We start from the raw sequence: 25,206 nt of genomic DNA on the forward strand, positions 1-25,206 counted from the left end.
CAGGATCAGCAGGTACGGAGTTTCCAATAACGCCGAATACAATAATCCCATTGCCGGCCGGGCTGAATCACTTACCGGCCTGACACTGTTTTCGGAAGCACAGACAAACCAAATACAGGTAAAAAACGAGGTCTATGATGACCCCGTTTTTGTTTTGCCATTATTCTCCTCTAATAACTGAATTACTTCATCATCTGTAGTCTGGGTGAAATCCCTGTAAAATTGTCCTACAGCACTGAAATTTTCTGCTATATGCAGACAAACCAGGTCATCAACCATTTCTTTCAAAACCCCGGCTGTATCTGCAGGCATAACCGGAACAGCCAATACCAGTCGGGATGGAACCGCTTTTCTGAGTGATTTGAGGGCAGCCTTTACTGTAAATCCGGTAGCAATCCCATCATCAACCACGATTACCGTTTTTCCCTGCAAATCATGTGCAGACCTGCCCTTTCGGTACACACTTTCCCTGCGGTGAATCTCTTCAGAGACTGAAGCGGCCAGGTTTTCTGCCTGTTTCTGCGAAACCTCCAATACTCTTAGCATATAGTCATCTGTAATAATGGTCCCATCAGGAGCAACTGCGCCAATAGCCACTTCAGGATTGTGTGGAGCGCCGATTTTCCGCGGAATAATTACATCCATGGGTGCTTCGAGGACTTGGGCAGCTTCGGCAGCCACTACAATACCGCCCCGTGGTATACCCAGGACTATCACATTTTCACCTAGGTATTTTTTTAATACAGAGGCAAGTTTTATTCCGGCATCTTTACGGTCTAGAAAAAGCACTAATTATCCCTCCAACCGGCCAAATCGGTGGTTGATTAGAGTAACCACCTGTGCCGGGGAATGGCTGTGGGCATTAACCAGCATCACACCGGAAGGGTTGCTGACACCCATTGTCGTTCCGTCACCATAGTAATCCACTGTATCAAACACTGTAAGGTCATTGGATACCCCTGAGTATACAATCACGTCAACCGATCCGATATCGTCCTCCATGTTGACCACATTATATCCCTGCTCTCTCAGGGCAGCGGCAATATCCCCCAGTCCATTTTGAACCGCAATAGTTAATGGCATTTCCGGCGCCTCCTGATAATAGTTTTCCTGATAATAATTTTCTTTATCTTTCTCAAGAAGGCAGCCATTTATCCAGGATAGGTTATCATTTGTTAAGGGCCTTTTTGATGGCCTGTTCCTCTTCACCGGACAAGGGATAATCTGACACACCGTTAGTTACGGGCTTTGCATAGGTACGCGTTTCATTCCTTCCAAAAAGGCTGCTGATAACCAAACCATCACCCCTGTGATTAAGCAGCGCCACGGCAAAGCTAAGGTCGCTTCCGGTATCGTCAAAAGCATTGTATCTGACAACACCCACGTTTTGGATGGAATTTTTTGCCATTGTCATAATTTCGGTGTAGGCCTGCCTCACTTCTTCAGTCTTTGCAAGGGAAGCATCCACTTTGGACATATAGGTGTTTAGCACTTGCTCCAGATCCTGGCCCTGCGCTCCTCTCATCATCACCTTATACCTTTTCATCAGACGGCCTGTTCGAAACAAATTGATAAACAATAATAATAAGGACAAGGCCGCAGCAAATAAAGAGATGAGGGTAAGAATTTCATTATTGGACTTAATAACTATAAGGGCTTGTTCCATTTGTTTGATTCCGCCTCCCCAAAATTGTTAGCCCTATTAATTTTCAACATTTGCCGACAAAATCCTCTTGGCACAAGTTACTTTTCGTATGATATTATTATGTTAATTTGACAACCTGTTAGCCCTGTATTAAAATGTAAACACATTATTTCGCATGTTTTTCGGAGGTAACATCAGATTATGGCAAATATCCTTTTCCAAAGCTTGCAGGAACAATTGCTGCATATGGGGGCAGTACTAGTTGCCTTTTCAGGGGGAGTAGACAGCACACTGGTGCTCAAAGCAGCTATAGCAGCGCTGGGGAACAGTAATGTCCTTGCTGTTACGGCGGCTTCAGAAATCTATCCTGCAGCTGAAACGGAAAACGCCCGGAAAACAGCGCAGTTTATCGGCGCCAGACACCTTGTCATTACAACAGAAGAAATGAACAGCAAATTATTTGTCAGCAATCCCCCAAATCGCTGTTATCACTGCAAAACCGCTCTTTTCCAGCGGCTGAAGGGACTTGCCGTTGAACATGGTCTCAATTATGTTGTTGACGGTTCAAATGCTGATGATACCACTGACTACCGTCCCGGGACCAGGGCTGCCAAGGAACTTAGTGTCAGGAGCCCGCTTCAGGAGGCCGGATTTTCAAAAGCTGACATCAGGCAGGTGTGTCGGGACCTTGGTCTGCCCAACTGGGATAAACCGGGGATGCCTTGTCTTTGCACGAGAATCCCTTATGGACAGGCAATTACAAGTGAAAAGCTGAGGCAGATAGACCAGGCAGAGACATTTATAAGATCCTTAGGGATTAAAGATTTGAGGGTCAGGCACCATGGCAGCCTGGCTAGGATAGAAGTGCCGTTACACCTTGTCAATAAAATCCTCTTAGAACAAGTGCGCTCAGAAATCCTTAAAGAGCTTGAGGCTATTGGTTTTAATTATATTTCCCTTGATTTGAAAGGCTTGAGAAGCGGTAGTTTTAATGAGACTCTTTCAGAGGAGATTCGATATGGACAGTAGTTCTTTACGCGACCTGCTTGACCGGCTGAAAAACGGCCAGATAGATACTGATACCGCCCTGGAAAGACTTAAAACGCTTCCTTTCGAAGACATTGGTTATGCCAAGCTTGACCACCATCGAAGCCTGCGGACCGGCTTTCCTGAAGTCATCTTCTGTGAGGGCAAGACAAGTTTGCAGGTTTCTCAAATTTTCACAAAACTCGCCAACTGTAACAGCAATGTTCTGGCAACAAGGGCATCCAGAGATGTTTATACTGCCGTAAGCACGGCTTGTCCCAAAGCCCAATATCACGAACTCGCCCGTTGCATCACCATTGAAAAAGAGACAGTGCAAAAATACATGAGCCCTGTCCTGGTGATGAGCGCAGGCACTGCCGACCTTCCGGCGGCGGAGGAGGCAGCTGTTACTGCAGAAATAATGGGAGGGAATGTTACCAGGCTTTATGATGTCGGAGTAGCCGGAATTCATCGTCTCTTCAGTCATCATGAGCTAATCATGAAAGCCTCTGTAATAATAGTGACAGCTGGAATGGAAGGCGCACTAGCCAGTGTGGTTGCCGGGTTTGTGGATGTACCCGTAATTGCCGTCCCTACCAGTGTAGGTTATGGAGCCAGTTTTGGAGGCCTAGCAGCGCTTTTGGCTATGCTTAATTCCTGCGCCTCGGGAATTGCGGTTGTTAATATAGATAACGGTTTCGGAGCTGCTGCGATGGCTATTTCAATTATACGTCTTGCCGAAAAGAATTAAGGCATCTCGGCTATTATTCCTTCAAGAGCATGAAGCGTTTTATCAACATCCTCTATTGTGTTATACATAGAAAAGCTGAACCTTACGGCGCCCTGATTAAGGGTGCCGATTGTTTTGTGTGCCTGTGGGGAACAATGCAGGCCGCTGCGACAGGCAATATTAAACACCTTGTCAAGGATGAAAGCAATCTCTGAGGAATCCTGGTCTTTGACATTTATTGATACCACCGGAACCTGAAGCATCGGATTACCGGGTCCGTAAATCTGTATTTGTTTTAGTTGTTCAAGCCCGTCAAGAAACCGTCTCAGAAGCATGTTTTCATGTTTCCTTATTTCACCGAGCCCTTTTTCCGTAACAACCCTGACTCCTTCTGCCAAGCCCGCAATGCCTGGAGTATTCGGAGTCCCGCTTTCGAACCTATCCGGCAAATCAGGTGGCTGCTCAAGTGACTCAGACTTACTGCCCGTGCCCCCCTGTAACAATGGGATAACTTCCAAACCTTCTCTTATAAAAAGCCCCCCCGTTCCCTGGGGACCGTATAAACCTTTGTGTCCTGTAAATGCGAGAGCATCAAGATGCAGTCTTTCTACATCGATATCAAGCAGGCCGGCTGTCTGTGCTGCATCTAAAATGAATTTAATACCATGGTTAGCGGCAATTTCGCCCAGTCTCTCAACCGGCATTATGACACCGTTTACATTGGAGGCATGAAGGACAACTATTGCAGTTGTGTTTTTTCTTATAGCCTTCTCTACATCCCCAGGGTCCATAATGCCCGCGGGGGAGCACTCTATCTCACTTACTTCTACCCCTTGTCCCTTCAGAAAGTGCAAGGGACGGGCCACCGCATTATGTTCCATGGAACTGGTAATAACGTGATTGCCGGGCTTTAGAATGCCTTTCAATACCAGATTCAGAGACTCTGTTGCATTGCCGGTAAAAATTATTCTTGAAGGATTGTCAACGTTAAATAATTTTGCCAGCAATTCTCGAGCATTGTAAATCAACCGTCCTGCCGCAAGTGACATCTTGTGGCCGCCCCTGCCGGGGTTGGCGCCGTTATTTCTTATGCAATCAGCAATCGAAGCAACGGTTTGCTCAGGTTTAGGCCAGGTTGTAGCCGCATTATCCAAATATATCATCATATACCTCCACACGAGACCCGGTAATCCCTTAACCAAAGCAACCACCCGTACGGGTGGTTGCTTTTAACTTTTGTTTCACGTGAAACAAAAGGGTTTTATTGTTTCACGTGAAACAATTTAAAGCTCAACATCCCCTAACAACAGCTCTATAAGTCTCTGTAATTCCTCTTCACCATAATAATCTATCTCTATTGACCCTTTTTTATTCCTATCCTTAATTTGAACCTTGGTGCTGAATCTGGTCTTTAACCGCTGTTCAATTTCGTTTAATATCGGATCCTCCACAGGTCCGTACGACTTTTTACCTTTCTTGGCCTGCACCATGTCTTGAACGGTCTTCTCAGTCTGTCTGACCGACAAGCCCTGTTTAATAATTTTTTCTGCCAGCGCTTCCTGTTCTCTTTCTTTTTGAATGCTCAAAAGAGCTCTGGCATGTCCCGCGGAAATTTTGCCATATGAAACAAGCTCCCTTAATCTCTTTGGGAGTGCCAGCAGCCTTAAAGTGTTGGCTATGAAAGGCCTGCTTTTACCTACCCTGTTAGAAAGCTCCTCCTGGGTAAGGCCAAATTGGTCAATTAGTGTTTTGTACGCAGAAGCCTCTTCAATCGGGTTTAAATCTTCTCTTTGGATGTTTTCAATGAGAGCTATTTCTGTTGTTTCTTTTTCATCAAGGTCCTTAATTATAGCAGGAATGTTCTTTATCCCTATTTTCCGGCAGGCTCTCCATCTTCTTTCTCCTGCCACTATCTCATAAATCCCGATACCTGTTTTTCGTACTATTATCGGCTGAACTACTCCGTGCTCCTTTATGGACGAAGCAAGCTCATTGAGTTTTTCATCATCAAATACTGTTCTGGGCTGCTTCTGATTAACCCTTATGTCTGCTATTGGAATCTCAATAACTTTTCCTATTTCACTGGTATCATCTTTTGTGCCAGGTAATAATGCCTGCAGGCCTTTACCAAGTCCCCTTTTACTCAATTCCTGTCACTTCCTTCGCCAGTTCCTGATAAACTTCTGCTCCTCTGGACCTGGGGTCATAAATAATAATTGGTTTCCCATGACTTGGAGCTTCACTGAGCCTAACATTTCTCGGAATAATAGTGCTGTAAACCTTGTTTTTAAAATAAGACTTTACCTCCTCGACCACCTGTATAGAAAGGTTAGTCCTGGCATCAAACATTGTCAGCAGCACACCTTCAATTTCCAATCCGCCGTTAAGGTGCTTCTTAATGAGTTCTATGGTGTTCATTAATTGTCCAAGTCCCTCTAAAGCATAATACTCGCACTGAATTGGAATCAAAATGGAATCTGCTGCGGTAAGGGCATTTATTGTCAATAGTCCAAGAGACGGGGGGCAATCAATAAAAATGTATTCGTATTTGTCCCTGATATTTTGTATGGCCTTTTTCAATTTTACTTCTCTGGAAATTGCAGTAACCAGTTCAATCTCCGCACCCGCTAACTGTATTGTTGCAGGCACTACTTCCAATCCTTCAATTTCAACTTTACATGTAACGCTCTCAACAGGAAGGCTGTTAATTAATACATCATAGATACAATAAGTTAGGCTGTTTTTGTCCAGCCCCAGTCCACTTGAAGCATTGCCCTGTGGGTCAATGTCTATTAACAGCACTTTCTTCCCCTGCGCCGCAACACAAGCGGCAAGATTAACAGCAGTGGTTGTTTTGGCTACACCGCCTTTTTGGTTTGCAACCGCAATGACCCGTCCCATCCCTTTTACACCATCCAATCTTAACCCTGTTTTATCTCTTAATTCCACATGATATTTTTAATTTCCTTCATATTTCATTTTATAATTTAATTATAACAGCTTTTTGTCAGCTTTCTGCAAATTTCTATATAAAACTTCATTACGCTCAATACCCCACCATTACCATTTATTTACATCGCTGCCGATTGTGTCATTTTTCCCTTTTGAGCAGGATACCCCACTGATAAAGGCTTTACCCTTAACCCCGTCTAATTGAGGCATTATATGGCAATTTAGCGCGGGAACACACGTTCGCTCAAAGGCACTTTATTTGTGCTGCTAAAAAGGGTGTATCCCTCTATAAAGTTAGGATACACCACCTCAAAATCAGTTAAGCTTTTTTTAGGAAAGAGGTCTTTTTTCAGGCATGCCTGCCTTTCTGGGATACTTCTCAGGGGTGGACGCAACCTTTTCAATAATTACAATAAAGCGACTCTGCTCCATACCCGGAAGCTTAACATCTTTTACTTCTGTAATCCTGCCTCCTAAAATGTTGACAGCCTTTTCGCCTTCTTTAATCTCTTCATTGACGTTTGGTCCTTTATAGGCGATAAAAATTCCATTTACCTTTACAAAGGGCAGACAGTATTCGGACAATACAGCCAAACCGGAAACTGCCCGCGAAACAGCTATATCATAACTTTCCCTGTATCCCTGTTGCTGCCCGAAATCTTCAGCTCTGCCATGTACCGGATTGATATTGTCCAATCTCAGTTCAATAATCAGGTGTTCTAAAAACTGCACCCTTTTTTTTAAAGAATCCAGCAGAACTACATTTGTTTTTTGCAGAAACTCATTTTCCCGGAAAGCTATTTTTAGCGGTATCCCAGGGAAACCGGCCCCTGTACCTACATCGATAACCTTACTGGGTTTTCTTTCGATGATCAATGGAAGAGGAGCTATGCTGTCCAGAAAGTGCTTTTTAATTACTTCTTCAGGCTTCACGATCGCAGTAAGATTGAATTTTTTATTCCACTCCAGAAGAATCTTGAGATACCTAAAATAAAGTTCTACTTCCACTTTTGTCAGGGATATTCCAAGCGCTTTCGACCCGTCATATAATATACCTTCAAGCATCTCTTGCATTTTTTCAGTCCTCCACAGCCATTTTTCTGTTTTTCTGTTCTATATGTACCAGAAGAACCGAAATGTCTGCCGGTGAGACTCCCGAGATTCTTGATGCTTGTCCGACAGAACCAGGCTTTATAACAGAAAGTTTTTGTTTTGCTTCATTTGAAAGACCATTAATATTTTCGTATTCCACCCATTCCGGTATCCTTTTGTTTTCCATTTTAGCAAACCGTTCCACCTGTTCCATTTGTCTTTTTATATAGCCTTCATATTTTATCTGAATGTCAACCTGTTCTACTACTTCTTCAGGAAGAAGCGGAAATTCATCCATTAGCTGTTGAAGTTCTCTGTACTCAAGCTCTGGCCTTTTCAACAGATCAATTACTTTTATGTTTTGGCGTATTTCGGTGCTGCCCTTGTCGACAAGATATTTCTGTACGTTGTTGTTTACTGCTATAGTGGTTTTACGCAACCTTTCTTTTTCATTTTCAATCATAGACCTCTTTTCACTGAAAACCCGATAACGCTCTTCGTTTATCAGCCCTATCCTGTATCCTAACTCAGTAAGCCTCAGGTCAGCATTATCCTGCCTCAGAAGGAGTCTGTATTCCGCTCTTGAGGTCATAATGCGGTAGGGTTCATTCGTCCCTTTTGTGACCAGATCATCAATAAGTACACCTATATATGCATCAGACCGCTTTAATATAAGCGGTTCTTTTCCACTTACATAACATGCTGCATTAATACCGGCAACAATACCCTGGGCAGCTGCCTCCTCATATCCTGAGGTGCCATTTATCTGTCCTGCAGAGAAAAGCCCGCTGATAAGCTTGCTTTCCAGGGTAAGCTTTAGCTGGGTAGGGGGCAGGTAATCATATTCAATAGCATAACCTATTCTCATAATTTGAGCATTCTCAAGGCCTGGAATAGTCCGCAGCATCTTAATCTGGACCTCCTCAGGCAAACTTGTAGAGAATCCCTGAACATACATTTCTTTGGTATCCAAACCCTCTGGTTCTAAAAATATCTGGTGACTGGATTTGTCAGCAAATCTCACCACTTTGGTTTCAATTGAGGGGCAATAACGCGGGCCTACCCCTTCAATTTTTCCACTGTACAATGGTGAACGATGCAAGTTTTCTCTGATCACCTTATGTGTTTGTTCACTTGTATATGTAAGCCAGCAGGGAACCTGCTCCCGTGGAACAATCTGCCCTATAAATGAAAACCGCTGCGGATTATCATCTCCTGGCTGAATTATCATTTTGGAAAAATCAACTGAATCCCGATGTATCCTCGGCGGAGTTCCTGTTTTAAACCTTGCCAGCTCCAGCCCGGCTTCCTTTAAACTGTCAGTGAGTTTAAGAGAGGGCTCCTGTCCATTGGGTCCGCCGCTGTATGCCGTATCGCCAATTATGATTTTACCTTTCAGAAAGGTACCTGCTGTTACGATAACAGTTCTGGAATAAAAAACAGCCCCATTTCTTGTGATGATGCCCTTTATCCTGTTACCCTTCACCAAGACCTTTTCAACCATAGCCTGTTTCAGGTCCAGACCTTCCTGATTTTCCAGCACCGCCTTCATCCTGGCCTGGTACGCCTGCTTATCAGCCTGTGCCCGCAGCGCATGTACTGCCGGACCTTTTCCCGTATTCAGCATTCTTACCTGGATATTTGTGTGATCAATATTAATACCCATTTCTCCCCCCAGGGCGTCAATCTCCCTAACCAGATGGCCCTTGGCCGGTCCTCCTACAGCGGGGTTGCAAGGCATAAAAGCCACATTCTCCAGGTTTAGCGTCAATACCAGGGTACGACAACCCATCCTTGCTGCGGCCAGCGCAGCCTCACAACCTGCATGGCCTGTACCTATAACGATTACATCATAATCTCCAGCGTGATATTCCATAATATCCTCCTATTTTCCAATACAAAACTGGCTGAAAATTTGATCTAAAATGTCTTCACTTACAGTCTCACCGGTTATTTCACCGAGTGCTTCCCAGGCAGCCTTTAAGTCTATGGCGACACAATCAACAGGCATGTCAGCATTGATTGTGTTTACTGCCTCTTCCAGACTATGTTGAACCAGTTCCAGGGAATTTTTATGTCTGATGTTTGTAATCATCACATCATCCTGTACAAAGACTCTTCCCGCATATACCAGTTGTTCGATTTTTTCTTCCAGGGCTTCCAGTCCTTCACCTGTTACCAGAGACATTTCCACGATATCTTTTGGTCCAACAAATCCTTTAATTTCCGAAAAATCAATTTCCAAAAAATCCGATTGCTTTTTTAAATCAGTTTTATTTATAATTACCAAGGAATTTTTATTTTTCATAAGCTTAATAATTTCCCTGTCTTCTTCAGTTAAACCGGTAGAAGCATCTGTCATGAAAAGTACCAGATCTGCTCCGATAAACATTTCTTTGGACCTTTCAACGCCCATTTTTTCGACGTAGTCCTCAGTCTCTCTAATGCCAGCCGTGTCCACAAGTTTCAGGGGGATACCCCTGATGCTTACAACCTCTTCTATTATATCCCTGGTAGTACCGGGGACATCTGTAACTATAGCCCTTTTTTCCCGTAACAGGGCATTCAGCAGTGAAGATTTTCCTACATTTGGTTTGCCAATAATGACCGTTTTTATACCTTCGCGAAGTATTTTTCCCGTATCTGCTGTCTCAATCAACTTCCTTATATCTCCCAATACTTCTCCAAGTTTTTTTCTAATTTTGGTTACGGTAATTTCTTCAATATTATCTTCCGGAAAATCGATTCCGGCCTCAATATGTGCAATTAACTCTAATAGCTGACTACGCATAAATCTGATGTTCTCTGAAAGGGTCCCTGCCAGTTGACCAACAGCAACCTGCAGACTCTTCTCAGTTTTTGCGTTAATTAGGTCAATTATAGATTCAGCCTGGGCCAGGTCAATCCTTCCATTCAAAAATGCCCTTTTACTGAATTCTCCAGGCTCAGCCAGCCGGGCTCCCTCTTTTAAAACTATTTCCATTACCTTTCTAACCGCGACAACTCCGCCATGACAATTTATTTCCACAACATCCTCAGCTGTAAAGCTTTTTGGGGCCCTCATAATTGAAACCAATACTTCATCAATAACTTCTTCATTCCTGTTAATTATGTGCCCATAACTGATACTAAAGGCAGGAGCTTCGGTAAGTTTCCTTTTTTTGCCCCGGAATATGCTCTCTGCGATCATAACAGCTTTTTTGCCGCTCAGCCTTACTATTCCTATTCCAGCAGAGCCTATTGGGGTTGATATCGCCGCTATAGTATCCTCTATCACCAAAGCCACCTCCATAATAAAAGTTGCTTCACTCAGTTACTTCACTTTATAAAAACCCAGTAATATTAGTTATTACTGGGTTTTAACAATTTTATTATATGTTTTGGAAGGCAATTTATTTTTTCGGTGAAATTATAATCTTTCTGTACGGCTCTTCACCTTCGCTGTAGGTGAAAACTTCCTTATGATCCTGTAGTGCCGTATGTATTACTCTTCTTTCGTGTGGATTCATCGGCTCCAAGACAACGTTTCTACCCTTTCTCTTGGCCTTATCTGCCAGTTTCAGAGCAAGCCTGCTCAGGGTTTCCTGTCTTCTCTGGCGATATCCTTCAACATCAATAATAAATTTGACCCTTTTCTCAGCTTTTTTGTTGGCCGCCAGGTTAATGTAATACTGCAAAGAATCCAGGGTATCACCTCTGCGTCCAATGAGTATCCCAAGGTCTGGCCCGGAAAGGTCTATTTTTGTATAGTCTTTATAATCACTGGAATTAATTTCAACTTCAATCTCCATATAATTAAAAATCTGCCGCAGGATCCGGCCCGCTCTTTTCTCCGGAACAACTCTTTCAGTTACTTTAACCTTGGCGTCTTTTGTCCCCAGAAAGCCAAAAAGACCTTTACTTGCTTCCTCCAGAACTTCAATTTCAACCTCATCATTTTCCAGCCTTAGTTCTTTTAAAGCTTCCTTTACTGCTTCTTCCACCGTCTTTGCGCTTTTGGTTATCTCCTTCATCTTCGGCAACTTCCTCCTTTATAACATCCGGTAAAGGCTGTCTGTTGATAAAATATTGCTGAACAGCGCCCACAATATTTGTCATCACCCAGTACAGACCTAGACCTGCAGGAAACTTATATGTAATAAAACCAATAAACAACGGCATCCCAAACAGCATTGTTCTTTGAGTTGGGTCTTTCATGTTTGTTGTCATCCTCTGCAGTCCAAAAGTAGTCACTGCAGCAAGTATTGGCATTATGTACAAATGGTCTGGTTCCTTCAGATTCTGAATCCAAAGAAAAGCCGCATGTGCCTTTACTGGAAACTGAAATTTATAAAGCGTCTGGTACAAAGCAATTAATATAGGCATCTGAATCAGCAGCGGCAGGCATCCGGACAGGGGACTGGCACCATATTGTTTATAAATCTCCATTACAGCTGCCTGGGCTTTTTGTGGGTCTTTTTTATACTTTTCCTGAACTTCTTTGATCTTTGGCTGTAGGTGCTGAGTAATTTTAAGAGACCTCATCTGTTTCACACTAAGAGGATAAAGCAGCATTTTTATGGCAACAGTTAAAAATATGATTGCCAACCCATAACTGGGAAGTCCTATCTGTTTGGTAATATTGTAAAAAAAGTTCAGTACCTGTGTCATCCCGTCTACAAACAGGCTCAACAATTAACCCCCCTTTAGAAAAGCTCTTTTATTTCACAGGGTCATACCCTCCCGGATTGAAAGGATGACACCTAATTATTCTGGCCAAAGCTTTTAGAGTACCCTTAATAACACCATACTTGGCAATTGCCTGCAGCGCATATTCCGAACATGTAGGATAAAAACGGCAGCTATTAGGTTTCATCGGCGACAATACCTTCTGATAAACCTTAATAATCAATATTAACAATTTTCTCATGACTGTTCAACTCTTTCTAATAAGACCTGCCCTTGCAGCCAGATTAAAAAAACTCTTTTCCATATTTTTGTAATCAGGAGATTCCTTAATTCTTGGCCTTACTATAATTACACAGTCAAAACCTTCCTTGATGATATCACAGTTTGTCCTACATATTTCTCTCATAATCCTTTTAATCCTGTTTCTCATAACTGCGTTTCCAATTTTTTTTCCTACTGAAAAGCCAAATCTGGTTATGCCAATGTCATTAGGAAGACAGTAAATTACCAAATACTTGTCAACAACTGTTTTTCCGCCTTTATAGACCTTATTAAAATCCTTGCGTTTAGTTAAGCTATTTAAACCCATATTTTACTCCATAGCGAAGATATCCCAATTAACCTCAATTACCCTTAACATGTATAATATACCCTTTTCATTATGTTTTAATTACAATTACCTTTTTTTAGCACGAATAAACTAAAAGGCCACTAAAAGCGGCCTTATGCTGACAGTTTTGCTCTTCCTTTAAGACGTCGTCTTTTTAACAAATTCCGACCTGCTTTTGTACTCATTCTTTTTATAAAGCCATGAACCCTTTTATGCTTACGGTTCTTAGGCTGGTAAGTCTGCTTCAAAATATCGCACCTCCTTTTTGTTATTCACCCTTTACAAACCCTAAAATCAATCATTTGGTATCAGTTTTACCTCAGTCCAGAGACATACATACAAAATTATATATTAATCATACTATAACGTCAAGGGCAATAGCTGGATTACCTTTTCTTCCAATAAAAATTAACTTTGCCAATTGTGTATAACTTTTAAATTAATTGTTGATAACATACCTGAAATTTGATATCATTAACTTACCAAAATTAAGACAAGCCTGATTTTTATTCCAGTTGGGCTTTTTATATGTTTAGACGATGAGTACTGTCTATTACATTAATTAATATTACAGTCTGGGGATAGAATGTGAATAAATGATATCTTCTAAACTTTAATACCATTTTTACAAATGGTATTTTTGTTTCTCTTTTGGCCTGTATTAAATTAATATATTAAAAATCCACAGTTATTTTTTATTGTGTATAAACTGTGAATAACTCATCTAATTTTAAGTCCTCCGGGCCTCTAAGGCACGTAGTAATATTTCACAAATTCTCTTTTTGTTTTTTTTATAATGCTCCTTAAGCCTTGATACTTATAGGCTTTCAACACCTAAACCCGGAGTATAATCGAAACAAACCCAGATAAATCAAGTGTTTTTCAAGATTATTTTGTAATTGTGGATAACTTTTAGTATTTATTCTTAATAGTAAATAATTGTTTTTCTTTTCTAGGAGGTTTTACTATGCTGTTAGCGGAAATCGACGAAATTTGGCAACAAGCCTTATCTGTTTTAAAAAAACAGGTAAGTAAACCCTCATTTGAGATGTGGGTTAAATTTACCAGGCCTGTTCAGTATCGTGACCACACCATGATAATTGAAGTACCCAATGACTTTGCCAAAGACTGGCTGGAAAGCCGGTATTATGAAGTCATCAAGGGTTCCCTGGAAAAACTCCTTAATAGGGAAATTGGGCTTTCTTTTGTTCTTCCCAGCTCAGGTGAAGCCTGTTTTCCAGATGATACTTTTGAAATGGATTCAATTGCAAGCACCAATACTTATAATAACGATTTTAGTGATAATGGTGAATCCATAAAAATTACCTTTGATGAAAAAAATAATTTTGCTCAATCTTCTTACTCTTACTTAAATCCAAAATATACTTTTGATACTTTTGTCGTAGGTAACAGTAACCGCTTTGCACATGCAGCTTCACTTGCAGTTGCAGAATCTCCTGCTAAATCATATAATCCTTTATTTATTTATGGGGGAGTTGGTTTAGGAAAAACTCACCTAATGCAGGCAATAGGCCACCATATCCTTGTCAATGCATCTTCCACAAGAGTTTTTTATGTATCTTCAGAAAAGTTTACTAATGAACTTATCAATTCCATCAGAGATGATAAAACTGTCGACTTTCGAAATAAATACCGGACAATGGATATACTCCTTGTTGATGACATTCAGTTCCTGGCCGGTAAAGAAAGAACACAGGAAGAATTTTTCCATACATTTAATGCTTTGTATGAAGCAAACAAGCAGATTATCATCTCCAGTGACAGACCTCCAAAAGAAATACCTACTTTGGAAGACCGGTTACGTTCACGTTTTGAATGGGGCCTTATTACTGATATCCAACCGCCTGATTTAGAAACCAGAATAGCCATACTCAGGAAAAAAGCTAAACTTGAGAATCTCAAAGTTTCCGATGAAGTAATATCATACATTGCCGATCATATTCACTCAAATATCAGGGAACTTGAAGGTGCTTTGATAAGGGTAATGGCATATTCCTCAATTAAACATGCGCCTATTACACCTGAATTAGCACATGAAGCCTTAAAAGACATTTTACCGGCAAGAAAACCTAAAATAATTACTATTTCTATTATTCAAAAATCTGTTTCTGAATACTTTAACCTTAGATTGGAAGACTTTAAATCAAAAAGAAGAACCCGATCTGTTGCTTTCCCCAGACAGATAGCTATGTATCTATGCAGAGAATTAACCGATAATTCTCTCCCAAAAATAGGTGATGAATTCGGTGGAAGGGATCACACAACCGTAATGCATGCATATGAAAAAATATCAACTTCACTTCAGGAAGATACAGTTCTCCAATCAACAGTAACGGAATTAAAAAATATTATTATGCAATCTAATTAACCTGGGGATAAAGCCTTATTATAAAGGGTCTTATTTGTGAATAGGTGTGCATAACTTTCCTCTTTTTTTATTTCTTTAATATTTTGTTAATAAAAGAATCAAACTATAAACATTTTTTCAACACCCTTTAAGAGAAGAGGGACATGCTTTTAAAAAGCATATCCACATATTCACATGTATTACTACTATTACTCCTTAAATTATTTAAATATAATAAAAGAGAAAAGTTTTTATATTAATAAACGTCCCTTGTGGATAAAGGAGGTCAATTCATGAAAGTTATTGCTTCAAAAGATAACTTTTTACATGGAGTACAGGTCGTTCAAAGAGCTGTTTCTGCAAAAAACCCTCTTGCGGTATTAACAGGAATTTTAGTTAAAGCATCTGAAGGAATTCTCACCTTTAGCGCCACTGATCTCGAACTTGGTATAGAATGTGTTGTGCCTGTCACCGTAGAGGAACAGGGAGGAGTAGTTCTTCCGGCAAAATATTTTACGGAAATTGTACGGCGACTGCCAGATGTACCCATAAATTTTGAAAGCAGTAAAGAAAAAAATAACACCTTAATTAAATATGGGCAAGCAGAATTCAATCTTCTTGGAATGCCTGAAGATGATTTTCCTCTTATTCCAAAGATAGACAGTGATTCTATTCTTACAGTCAAACAGGAACAATTCAAGACTATGATAAAACAGGTTGGTTTTGCCACCTCTAATGATGATAACAGGCCAATTTTTACAGGGATACTTATGGAAATTGAGCAGGGAAATATGAAAATGGTGGCTACTGATACTCATAGGCTTGCCTATCGAACAGGGATAATTGCTAATGGTGAAGAAGTATTGGAAAAGTCTGTTATTATTCCGGGCAAGACTCTTAATGAGCTTAACAGGATAATGACTGGAGAAGGTGAAGATTTAAAGATTGCTTTCGGAGAAAACCAGGTGGTATTTGAAATGCCAGGAATCAGGTTTATTTCGAGGTTAATAGAAGGACAGTTTCCAAATTATCGTCAAGTTATTCCACAAGGATGTAAAACAAAAATAAAGGTTAAAACAAAAGATTTGATGGATTCGGCAGAAAGGGCCTCATTATTAGCCAAAGAAGGTTCTAATGTGATAAAATTTAATATTGAGGAAGATTATATGTTGATTTCATCAAATAGTCCTGATATAGGAAAAATAGAGGAACAGGTTTCAATCGTAATGGAAGGGGAAAAAACCCAGATAGCCTTTAATTCAAAATACCTGCTTGATGTTATTAAAATAATAGAAACTGATGAAATGATATTAGAACTGACAGGACCATTAAGCCCGGGAATAATTAAGCCTATGGACGACGAAAGCTATATTTACCTGATATTGCCTATAAGGGTAGTATAGCGCTGTTTCTGGGTGAGGAGATGTTTTTAATTGCAGGTGAGTGGCATTTCTCTACATAATTACAGAAATTACCAAGAAGCACAGGTAGATTTTCATCCTTTTTTAAATATAATTACGGGCAGAAATGCACAGGGTAAAACCAACATTTTGGAAGCAATTTTTTATACTGTTACGGGCAAATCACATCGTACTGGTTTTGATACAGAACTGATTTTTTGGGGAGAAAAATTTTTCAGGATAATATTAAATGGAGAGAGGTTTTCAGGAAGAGTAAAAATTGAAATATCAACGAGGTCAGACGGAAAAAAAATTCTTAAAGTAAACGGTCAGCCGAGAAAAAAACTTAGCGATCTGATAGGTATTATTAATGCTGTGCTTTTCTCACCGGAAGACATGATGCTGGTTAAAGGAGGCCCCTCTGTAAGGAGAAGATACCTGGATATAGAAATTTCCCAGGTAAGTTCTTATTATTGTCATTGCCTGGCCAATTATAACAGGATATTATTACAGAGAAACTCTCTCTTAAAGGCCGTCAGGGAAGGTAAAGAAAGCGATGAACTTCTTGGTGTATGGGATAAGCAGCTTGCAGAATATGGAGTAACCATTATCAGAAAGAGAGAAGAAGTTATTAAAAAACTCTTACCACTTGCCCAAAAAATACATCTAAATATTACTGAGGGAAATGAAGAGCTTAATCTTAAATATATACCTTCAATAAATTTAGATATAGAAACTTCTAAAAGCTCTGATGAAGATAATTTTTTAAAAAGGCTTAAAGAAAACAGGAAAGTGGAAATACTAAAAGGAATAACAGTATCAGGACCACACAGAGATGATATTGATATCAGAATAGGAAATATTAATGTTAAAGCATTCGGATCACAAGGGCAACAGAGGACAGGGGCTCTTAGCATGAAGCTTTCTGAAATAGAATTCATGAAAAATGAAACCGGAGAATATCCGGTATTACTCCTTGATGATGTTATGTCTGAACTTGATACTAATAGAAGAAAATATCTTCTTAAGGTAGTAAAGGGGAAGGTACAGACTTTTGTTACAACAACAGGAATTAAAGATGTCTTTGATACCGTTATAGAAAACAGTCGAATATTTGAAGCACAATCAGGTATCATAAATATAGTACAGGAGGGTTGAAATGTTTATTCATCTGGGAGGAGATACTGTTGTCCCCAAAGAAGAAGTAATAGCTATTCTTAGTTTAAAACTGGTAAATAAAGCAGATATAAATCGAGAATTTATGGTACTTGCTGAAGAAGAAGGGTTTATCAGCAATATCACAGATAATGCCGCCTCAAAGTCTTTTATAATAACAACAAAGAAAATTTTTCTATCTCCCATTTCACCAAGTACCCTGAAAAAGAGGTCAAAAGAGGAGATTGATAAAAATGAAAGACAGGTAAAAGACAAGCCGTGGTAAGAATAGGAGCCACGGTTTTTGCGTTATTCTTGTGGTTAACGGAATAATGTGGTAAAATATTGATTTGGAGATTAATTCTCGAACGGAGGTCAGCCAATGGAAGAAGTAACCCATCAGGAATATGGAGCAAATCAGATACAGGTTCTTGAAGGACTCGAAGCAGTAAGAAGAAGGCCTGGGATGTATATTGGGAGTACAAGCTCCAAGGGATTACATCACCTGGTATATGAAGTAGTTGATAACAGCATAGATGAGGCCCTGGGAGGTTACTGTGACCTGATCGAAGTTTTTATAAATAATAACGGTACAGTTACTGTTATTGACAATGGTAGGGGGATACCTGTTGATATACATCCAAAAACCGGTAAATCTGCTGTTGAAGTTGTCCTGACAATCCTCCATGCAGGAGGAAAGTTTGGAGGCGAAGGGTATAAGGTTTCCGGAGGTTTGCATGGAGTAGGTGTTTCAGTTGTAAATGCCTTGTCCGAATATCTTGAGGTAGAGGTCAAAAGAAACGGTTCCGTGTATTACCAGAGATTTGAAAGGGGTATTCCGGTTACAGAACTTACAGAAACAGGAACATCTGATTCCACAGGAACAAAAATTACTTTTAAACCGGACCCGGAAATTTTTGAGGAAACAGTTTTCGAATTCAGCATGCTTTCACAGAGATTGAGAGAGCTTTCATACCTCAACCGAGGAGTTAAAATTGTCCTTAAGGATGAAGGGGCTGAGTTTGAGAAGGTATTTCAACATGATGGCGGGATCATAGATTTTGTTTTACACCTGAATAAAAACAAGGACACGGTTCATCCGAGGCCAATTTACTTTTCCGCTGAAAAAGATGAGGTCATGGTAGAAATCGCGGTTCAATACAATGACGGCTATGCAGAAAGTGTATTTTCTTTTGCTAATAATATAAATACACACGAAGGCGGAACCCATGAAGCAGGCTTTAAAACAGCTTTAACCAGGGTAGTCAATGATTACGCCAGGAAACACAATATTCTTAAAGAAAATGATAACAACCTTTCGGGTGAAGATATCCGGGAAGGCATGACAGCAGTTCTAAGTGTCAAGGTCAGGGAACCACAGTTTGAAGGACAGACTAAGACTAAACTGGGAAATAGTGAAGTAAGAGGAATAGTTGATACCATAGTTGTGGAGGGAATGGGTACTTTCCTGGAAGAGAACCCGGCTGTTGGCAAACGAATTATTGAAAAAGCTGTTCACGCAGCGAGGGCAAGGGAAGCAGCTAGGAAGGCAAGGGAATTGACCCGGAGGAAAAGCGCTCTGGAAACCACTTCGCTGCCGGGAAAACTGGCTGATTGTTCAATTAAAGACCCAGCCATGAGTGAATTATATCTGGTTGAGGGAGATTCTGCAGGAGGTTCGGCCAAACAGGGCCGGGACAGGAGATTTCAGGCAATACTCCCACTTCGGGGGAAAATAATTAATGTTGAAAAAGCACGGCTGGATAAGATTTTGAACAATGAAGAGATAAGGTCAATGATCACAGCAATGGGTACGGGGATATCAAATGAATTTGATATCGAAAAAGCCAGATACCATAAGCTCATCATTATGACAGATGCTGATGTTGACGGCGCACACATAAGAACTCTCTTGTTAACGTTTTTTTACAGATACATGCGTCCTTTAATAGAAGCCGGATATGTCTATATAGCTCAGCCGCCGCTTTATCTGGTCAAGAAAAATAAACAGGAGCATTACCTGTACACAGATAATGAGCTTGATCAGCTGTTGGGGAACATAGGGCGTGAAGGAATAGCTATTCAAAGGTATAAGGGCCTTGGTGAAATGAATCCCGAGCAGCTATGGGAAACAACTATGAATCCTGATTCCAGAACTGTTTTACAGGTGCAGGCAGAAGATGCAATGGTGGCTGATGAAATTTTTACTATTCTGATGGGCGACAAGGTTGAACCACGTCGGGAGTTTATTCAGAGTAATGCTCAATATGTAAGGAATTTGGATATATAATTATAAAGAAATGAACTAACCAAGAGGTGAAAAAACTTGACAGAACAAGGTGCAGGGAAAATACTGCCTATTGACATTAATGATGAAATGAAGAATTCGTATATAGATTATGCCATGAGTGTTATTGTAGGCAGGGCCCTTCCTGATGTCAGGGATGGTCTGAAACCGGTACACAGACGTATTTTATATGCAATGCACGAATTGGGAATGAATCCCGACAAACCGCACAAAAAGTCAGCCCGGATTGTTGGGGAAGTACTGGGTAAGTACCATCCCCACGGAGATTCGGCTGTTTATGATGCCATGGTAAGGTTAGCCCAGAACTTTTCGTCCAGGTATCCTCTTATTGACGGTCACGGTAACTTCGGGTCTGTAGACGGGGATTCTGCAGCGGCCATGCGTTATACTGAGGCCAGGATGTCAAAAATCGCCACTGAACTTCTCAAGGATATTGACAAAGATACAGTTGAATACATGGCTAACTTTGATGACAGCCTAAAAGAACCTGTTGTGCTGCCGGCAAGAATACCAAATCTGCTCATAAATGGGTCTTCTGGTATTGCAGTAGGGATGGCTACAAATATTCCGCCCCATAATATTGGGGAGGTAATTGATGGCGTAGTTGCGGTTATTGATAACCCGGATATAACCCCAAATGAACTTATGATGAATATCAAAGGTCCGGATTTTCCAACAGGCGGAATCATTATGGGCCGTGAGGGGATAAACAGTGCCTATGCAACCGGACGGGGAGTAATCAGGGTAAGGTCACAAGCCAGAATAGAACGCATGTCTAACGGTAAAATGAGGATACTTGTTACCGAACTCCCTTATCAGGTAAACAAAGCGAGACTTATAGAAAAAATTGCAGATCTGGTCAGGGATAAGAAGTTGGATGGCATAACTGACCTGCGCGATGAGTCTGACCGGACCGGAATGCAGATAGTCATTGAACTTAGGCGTGATGCCAATGCCAATGTAATTCTGAACCAACTCTATAAGCATACTCAGATGCAGGAGACCTTTGGAGTAATAATGCTTGCACTGGTTGATGGGCAGCCGCGGATTTTGAATTTGAAAGAGGTATTGTTTTATTACCTTGAACACCAAAAGGATGTTACTACAAGGAGAACAAGGTATGAACTTAATAAGGCTGAGGCAAGGGCACATATCGTCGAGGGCCTTCGAATTGCCCTCAATAATTTGGATGCTGTAATCAAGACTATTAGAGAGTCACGTACAGCTGATATTGCCAGAACCGCTTTAATGGAAAGATTCGGCCTGTCGGAAAAGCAGGCACAGGCTATCCTGGAAATGCGTCTCCAAAGGCTGACCGGTCTTGAAAGAGATAAACTTGAAGAGGAATATAAAAATCTTGTCGAAAAAATCACGTATCTTAAGGCTGTACTGGCAAATGAGCAGATGGTCCTGGATATAATTAAAGAGGAATTACTGGAGATTAGGAATAAATACATTGACGAGAGAAGGACAGTAATCACTGACGATGATACCAGAATTGATGATGAAGATTTGATTGCCGAAGAGGACATGGTTATTACGGTTACTCATTATGGGTATATCAAACGTATTTCCTTAGATACATACAGGAGTCAGAAACGGGGCGGTCGGGGTGTTACGGCAATGGGAACAAAAGAAGAGGATTTTGTGGAACACCTCTTTATTACAACAACACACCATTTCATTCTCTTCTTCACCAAAAAAGGAAAAGTCTACAAGTTAAAGGTTCATGAAATTCCGGAAGCGGGGAGGCAGGCTAAAGGAACAGCGATTGTCAATCTTCTGCAGATAGCGGGTGATGATACAATTACTTCTGTTATCCCGGTAAAATCTTTTGCAACCGAGCTATTTCTGTTTACTGCAACAAGGAAAGGGATAGTTAAGAAAACACCTATTGGTGAATATATCTCTTCCAGGAAAGACGGCCTGATAGCTCTAACTCTTGATGATGGAGATGAATTGATAGATGTCAAGCTTACTTCGGGTGATGATGATATCATTATTGGTACTGCCAATGGTATGTCGATAAGATTCCATGAAACTGAAGTAAGAAGCATGGGGAGAACGGCCAGGGGTGTCAGGGGAATTACCCTGACAGGCAGGGACCTTGTTGTTGGAATGGACCTCGCACAAAAAGGGACACATCTCCTGGTAGTTTCCGCAAATGGTTATGGCAAAAGAACCAAACTGGAAGAATACCGAACTCAGGGCCGCGGCGGTAAAGGTATGATGACAATAAAGCGGACCAAACGGAACGGGCCATTGGTTGGTATCAAGATTCTCAATGTTGATGAGGAAATCATGATGATTACGGCAGAGGGAATAATTATCCGAATGGATGTAAAGGATATTTCCTCTATGGGGAGAACTACTCAAGGAGTTACCATGATGAGGCTTGATGAAAAGGATTCTGTTGTAGCGCTTGCTAAAGTGGTCACAAAAGAAGAAGATTAAATATTTTTCAGAAAAATATCAGATAATAGAAGGAATTTTTGATGTAGATGCGAATAGAATTAACTGAAACAAAAAATCCACACATTAAAAAGAAAAATAAAGTCCCGAGGCAAGAGTCCCGCGACAAAAAGTCCAGAGACCGGTTTGTTAACCGGTCTTTCCTTATGGGATTACCAACTTAATTAGCCGCATTTTTTGTCGAAAAAACACAGAAAAAGGAATATTTTTCTTTAATAAAAAAACAAGGAGTTTTATCTTAGCGTAAGAATACAATATAATAAGCACATAAAAACACAAAGCTGCGCGGCATTTGTGAAAAGTGACACTAACTCTCACAAAAAAAAGAGGATTTTCCAGAACAATGAAGAAGTGTACACAAATCAATACACCATGAGAGTAAGAGATTCTTTGGAAAAGCAATGTTTTAAAATGGCCTTGTAAAATACATAAGTCATAGTGTCTGCGAATCGGTTAACACTTTGGGGGGAAATCAGAATATTCAGGCAATGTACAGGAGATGTAGGATTTTGTACAATTGGAAAAGTCTTATAGAATATTGGAGGGATGGAGAATGCTAGATGTAAGATGTGATTGCGGAAAAATAGTTTGTCAGTCAGACCATGAGTTTGTGGTAATAAAGTGTCGCCACTGTAAAAGGTTTGTTTTTATAAAAGCAGAAGATAATAAACTCTCAATTTCACCGCACTTGATTAACAGGGTGAATAGTCATCATCGCAATTGTCATAAGACAATGTAAAGTAGTCCGGAGACTTTCGAGTCCAGAGGCCAGCAAAATATGCTGGCCTTTTTTCATCCCTAAAATATAGAGAAGTATTAAACAACTAAAAAGTAAAAGCCCGAAAGTCCAGAGACGAATCAGTCCAGAGGCCAGCGAAGATGCTGGCTTTTTGTATACCTTGATGGGGAGGTGACCCATAAAAACCATCTTATGGTTCCGGAAGGAGTGTTTACAGGCATCCACCGGTAAAGGGGGTAAAACTATTAGCAAAGAAGGTGAATTTTTATGGAAAATGTCAGGTGCAGATGTGGCAAGATTGTTTGTCAGTTGAAGGGAAATGTAGTTTTGGTAAAGTGCCGTCACTGTAAAAGATTTGTTATCCTCGAATTTGCCGATCCTGAAGGCCAGGACGGTGAAACAGCGCTAAAGCAAAACAGACCAAAAATTGAATACAAATGAGATAGTCCGGAGACAAAAAGTCCAGAGGCCAGCAAATGTATGCTGGCTGATTCTGTAAGGCCAGTTTTTAGTTTGTTCTGATTCGGACTTAAAGGTCCAAGGTAAAGCAACCGGGTATTTTTTCGGAAGGTAGTGAACTGGTTCCTTGAAAGGAGGGGCTATTGTATGAAAACTATGTTTTTGCTAATTATGGTATTGATTCTTTTATTCAGCTTCTGTATCAGCGGGTATATATCCTTTTTCAAGTTTCCGTTACGGGACCCCAAATTAAAAGTGGTGGTTTTCATGATGATCGGTGCGGCTGCTTCAGCATTTACCTTTATATTATGTCTTACTGTTATATGGCCGCCTGTAATGATGTAAAAAAATTGTTTTAGGGAAGGGGGGAAGGCTAATGTCAGCTCTGTTTATAATTGGTGTATTATTAATTGTCCTCTTTGGTTTCAGTGTCAGTGCTTATCTTACATACTATAAGTTTTCTATTCAAAACTTTATTGGTAAACTGGTGGTATTCGTGTTACTGGGTGTGATTTTCTCAACTGTAACATTCACTATTTCCTTAACATTGATTTGGCCGCCGGTAATGTGACGAAACCTTTTAAAGAAATACCCGGACTTTAGTCCTGAGGCAAACCAGTCCAGAGGCCAGCATCCGATGCTGGCGTTTTTGTGAACAAGAAAGGGGTGAGATGCTCATGGGCACAAATAAAAGCTGCACCGCAAAAACTCTTGTTATAGCCACACTTGTTGCAGTAATTTGTCTTGCGTTCGGTCCGGCTGCTTTCGCAGAAGACCTGCTCCAGAAGGCAGTTATTATAAATGAAGGATGCTTACGCTGCCACGCAGCCCAGGGGTTAAATGCCAATTTTGACGGTAAGACCGTATCCCTTTATGTGGATAAGGCTAAATATGAGGTTTCCATGCATGGTACAATGCCATGTACCTATTGCCACACCAATATTACGGACTACCCTCATACCGGGGCCTTAAAGGGAAAAGCGCTTGCTGCACAGGTTAACGGCGAATGCCGCAGGTGTCATAAAGATGTAGCTCCTGATTACAACAAGAGTGTGCATGGGCAGGTGAACAGCGCCGAAGGCAGGCTAAATGCATTTTGCAGTGACTGCCACGGCATTCATAATATTTATAAAAAAGAGGTTGCTGAAGCAACCATTAATCACAATCAAGTACCACACACCTGTGGTAACTGTCATGAAGAACTATTGGAGCAATATGAACTTGATTTTCACGCAAAAGCAGTTCTTTTAGGCGGCAAAGAAGCTGCCAGCTGTGTTAGCTGTCACGGCAGCCATAATATTCTCGGCCCAGAAGAAAAAGAGTCAATGGTGTCTACTGAAAACACCCCCAAGACTTGCGCTAAGTGCCACCTCTTCCCCCTGGAGAACTTTGCCAAGGGAAAGATGCATTATAGTTTAACACCCACAGGTGATGGGGCTGTATCGTTTTGGGTATTGATTGTTTTTTCGTGGCTGGTAATAGCATGTATTAGCTTTGTTCTAATATGTATATTGCTTGAGCTGCGCCGTAAATGGGCTGATGTTAACAAGCCTGGCAGTCATTAATGAGATTCAGGAGAGGC

General features: G+C 40.8%; 26 protein-coding genes. 12 read left to right on the top strand and 14 right to left on the bottom strand.

The features are described 5' to 3' along the window. Positions 1-132: 132 nt before the first annotated feature. From Ga0451573_RS12235 to Ga0451573_RS12245, 3 genes are all read right to left on the bottom strand, one after another. The gene (locus Ga0451573_RS12235; protein WP_231684417.1) at positions 133-789 is read right to left on the bottom strand and encodes a phosphoribosyltransferase; all 657 of its coding nucleotides are present in this window, start codon (positions 787-789) and stop codon (positions 133-135) included. A 3-nt stretch (positions 790-792) separates the two neighbouring features. After that, the gene (locus tag Ga0451573_RS12240; protein WP_231684418.1) at positions 793-1,083 is read right to left on the bottom strand and encodes a YkuS family protein; all 291 of its coding nucleotides are present in this window, start codon (positions 1,081-1,083) and stop codon (positions 793-795) included. A gap of 85 nt (positions 1,084-1,168) precedes the next feature. After that, positions 1,169-1,666 carry a DUF4446 family protein gene (locus Ga0451573_RS12245; protein ID WP_231684419.1) on the bottom strand — a complete coding sequence of 166 codons (498 nt, stop codon included), beginning with the start codon at positions 1,664-1,666 and terminating at the stop codon, positions 1,169-1,171. 180 nt (positions 1,667-1,846) lie between these two features. Between Ga0451573_RS12245 and larE the strand changes: the two genes are divergently transcribed. Together larE and larB are read left to right on the top strand one after the other, a co-directional pair. After that, entirely contained in the window at positions 1,847-2,674 is an 828-nt protein-coding gene (larE, locus tag Ga0451573_RS12250) for an ATP-dependent sacrificial sulfur transferase LarE (protein ID WP_231684420.1), read from the top strand. Then, a complete protein-coding gene (larB, locus tag Ga0451573_RS12255; RefSeq protein ID WP_231684421.1) occupies positions 2,664-3,422 on the top strand; it encodes a nickel pincer cofactor biosynthesis protein LarB in 759 nt (252 codons plus the stop codon). The genes larE and larB overlap by 11 nt, the downstream gene beginning before the upstream one ends. Here the strand turns inward: larB and Ga0451573_RS12260 are convergent. The 11 genes from Ga0451573_RS12260 to rpmH form a co-directional block, all read right to left on the bottom strand. Continuing rightward, entirely contained in the window at positions 3,419-4,567 is a 1,149-nt protein-coding gene (locus Ga0451573_RS12260; protein WP_331459416.1) for an aminotransferase class V-fold PLP-dependent enzyme, read from the bottom strand. The two genes, larB and Ga0451573_RS12260, sit on opposite strands and share 4 nt — an antisense overlap. 117 nt (positions 4,568-4,684) lie before the next feature. Continuing rightward, positions 4,685-5,548, bottom strand: a complete 864-nt coding sequence (locus tag Ga0451573_RS12265; protein WP_231684422.1) for a ParB/RepB/Spo0J family partition protein — start codon at positions 5,546-5,548, stop codon at positions 4,685-4,687. Further along, positions 5,541-6,302 carry a ParA family protein gene (locus tag Ga0451573_RS12270; RefSeq protein ID WP_231684489.1) on the bottom strand — a complete coding sequence of 254 codons (762 nt, stop codon included), beginning with the start codon at positions 6,300-6,302 and terminating at the stop codon, positions 5,541-5,543. The genes Ga0451573_RS12265 and Ga0451573_RS12270 overlap by 8 nt, the downstream gene beginning before the upstream one ends. Positions 6,303-6,683: 381 nt before the next feature. Continuing rightward, positions 6,684-7,427: a 16S rRNA (guanine(527)-N(7))-methyltransferase RsmG gene (gene rsmG / locus Ga0451573_RS12275; protein ID WP_231684423.1), complete on the bottom strand. Its 744-nt coding sequence runs from the start codon at positions 7,425-7,427 to the stop codon at positions 6,684-6,686. 4 nt (positions 7,428-7,431) lie between these two features. After that, positions 7,432-9,321: a tRNA uridine-5-carboxymethylaminomethyl(34) synthesis enzyme MnmG gene (gene mnmG, locus Ga0451573_RS12280; RefSeq protein ID WP_231684424.1), complete on the bottom strand. Its 1,890-nt coding sequence runs from the start codon at positions 9,319-9,321 to the stop codon at positions 7,432-7,434. A gap of 9 nt (positions 9,322-9,330) precedes the next feature. Then, positions 9,331-10,722 carry a tRNA uridine-5-carboxymethylaminomethyl(34) synthesis GTPase MnmE gene (mnmE, locus tag Ga0451573_RS12285; RefSeq protein ID WP_231684425.1) on the bottom strand — a complete coding sequence of 464 codons (1,392 nt, stop codon included), beginning with the start codon at positions 10,720-10,722 and terminating at the stop codon, positions 9,331-9,333. A 115-nt stretch (positions 10,723-10,837) separates the two neighbouring features. Further along, the gene (gene jag, locus Ga0451573_RS12290) at positions 10,838-11,458 is read right to left on the bottom strand and encodes an RNA-binding cell elongation regulator Jag/EloR (protein ID WP_231684426.1); all 621 of its coding nucleotides are present in this window, start codon (positions 11,456-11,458) and stop codon (positions 10,838-10,840) included. Further along, positions 11,379-12,116, bottom strand: a complete 738-nt coding sequence (locus tag Ga0451573_RS12295; RefSeq protein ID WP_331459418.1) for a YidC/Oxa1 family membrane protein insertase — start codon at positions 12,114-12,116, stop codon at positions 11,379-11,381. The genes jag and Ga0451573_RS12295 overlap by 80 nt, the downstream gene beginning before the upstream one ends. Positions 12,117-12,144: 28 nt before the next feature. Continuing rightward, a complete protein-coding gene (gene yidD, locus Ga0451573_RS12300) occupies positions 12,145-12,354 on the bottom strand; it encodes a membrane protein insertion efficiency factor YidD (protein ID WP_231684427.1) in 210 nt (69 codons plus the stop codon). Positions 12,355-12,360: 6 nt separating this feature from the next. Next, positions 12,361-12,702, bottom strand: coding sequence for a ribonuclease P protein component (gene rnpA, locus Ga0451573_RS12305; RefSeq protein WP_231684428.1), 342 nt, complete (start codon positions 12,700-12,702; stop codon positions 12,361-12,363). 134 nt (positions 12,703-12,836) lie between these two features. Continuing rightward, complete coding sequence (gene rpmH / locus Ga0451573_RS12310) at positions 12,837-12,971, bottom strand: 50S ribosomal protein L34 (protein ID WP_231684429.1); 135 nt, start codon at positions 12,969-12,971, stop codon at positions 12,837-12,839. 719 nt (positions 12,972-13,690) lie between these two features. Between rpmH and dnaA the strand changes: the two genes are divergently transcribed. From dnaA to Ga0451573_RS12360, 10 genes are all read left to right on the top strand, one after another. After that, positions 13,691-15,112, top strand: coding sequence for a chromosomal replication initiator protein DnaA (gene dnaA / locus Ga0451573_RS12315; RefSeq protein ID WP_231684430.1), 1,422 nt, complete (start codon positions 13,691-13,693; stop codon positions 15,110-15,112). Between the two features lie 272 nt (positions 15,113-15,384). Next, positions 15,385-16,494, top strand: a complete 1,110-nt coding sequence (gene dnaN / locus Ga0451573_RS12320; RefSeq protein WP_231684431.1) for a DNA polymerase III subunit beta — start codon at positions 15,385-15,387, stop codon at positions 16,492-16,494. Positions 16,495-16,530: 36 nt separating this feature from the next. Next, complete coding sequence (gene recF, locus Ga0451573_RS12325; protein WP_231684491.1) at positions 16,531-17,649, top strand: DNA replication/repair protein RecF; 1,119 nt, start codon at positions 16,531-16,533, stop codon at positions 17,647-17,649. Between the two features lies 1 nt (position 17,650). Then, on the top strand, positions 17,651-17,932 hold the full coding sequence (gene remB, locus Ga0451573_RS12330) for an extracellular matrix regulator RemB (RefSeq protein WP_231684432.1): 282 nt from the start codon (positions 17,651-17,653) through the stop codon (positions 17,930-17,932). Between the two features lie 96 nt (positions 17,933-18,028). Beyond that, the gene (gene gyrB, locus Ga0451573_RS12335) at positions 18,029-19,936 is read left to right on the top strand and encodes a DNA topoisomerase (ATP-hydrolyzing) subunit B (RefSeq protein ID WP_231684433.1); all 1,908 of its coding nucleotides are present in this window, start codon (positions 18,029-18,031) and stop codon (positions 19,934-19,936) included. A 36-nt stretch (positions 19,937-19,972) separates the two neighbouring features. Beyond that, positions 19,973-22,408, top strand: a complete 2,436-nt coding sequence (gyrA, locus tag Ga0451573_RS12340; RefSeq protein WP_231684434.1) for a DNA gyrase subunit A — start codon at positions 19,973-19,975, stop codon at positions 22,406-22,408. A gap of 1,024 nt (positions 22,409-23,432) precedes the next feature. Further along, positions 23,433-23,606 carry a hypothetical protein gene (locus tag Ga0451573_RS12345; protein WP_231684435.1) on the top strand — a complete coding sequence of 58 codons (174 nt, stop codon included), beginning with the start codon at positions 23,433-23,435 and terminating at the stop codon, positions 23,604-23,606. Between the two features lie 165 nt (positions 23,607-23,771). Next, positions 23,772-23,969, top strand: a complete 198-nt coding sequence (locus Ga0451573_RS12350) for a hypothetical protein (protein WP_231684436.1) — start codon at positions 23,772-23,774, stop codon at positions 23,967-23,969. Positions 23,970-24,000: 31 nt separating this feature from the next. Continuing rightward, a complete protein-coding gene (locus tag Ga0451573_RS12355) occupies positions 24,001-24,195 on the top strand; it encodes a hypothetical protein (protein WP_231684437.1) in 195 nt (64 codons plus the stop codon). Positions 24,196-24,301: 106 nt separating this feature from the next. Then, positions 24,302-25,189 (top strand): hypothetical protein, encoded by an 888-nt coding sequence (locus Ga0451573_RS12360; RefSeq protein ID WP_231684438.1) that lies wholly within the window; start codon positions 24,302-24,304, stop codon positions 25,187-25,189. Positions 25,190-25,206 lie beyond the last annotated feature (17 nt).

Source organism: Phosphitispora fastidiosa, assembly GCF_019008365.1.
GTDB lineage: Bacteria > Bacillota > Thermincolia > Thermincolales > UBA2595 > Phosphitispora > Phosphitispora fastidiosa.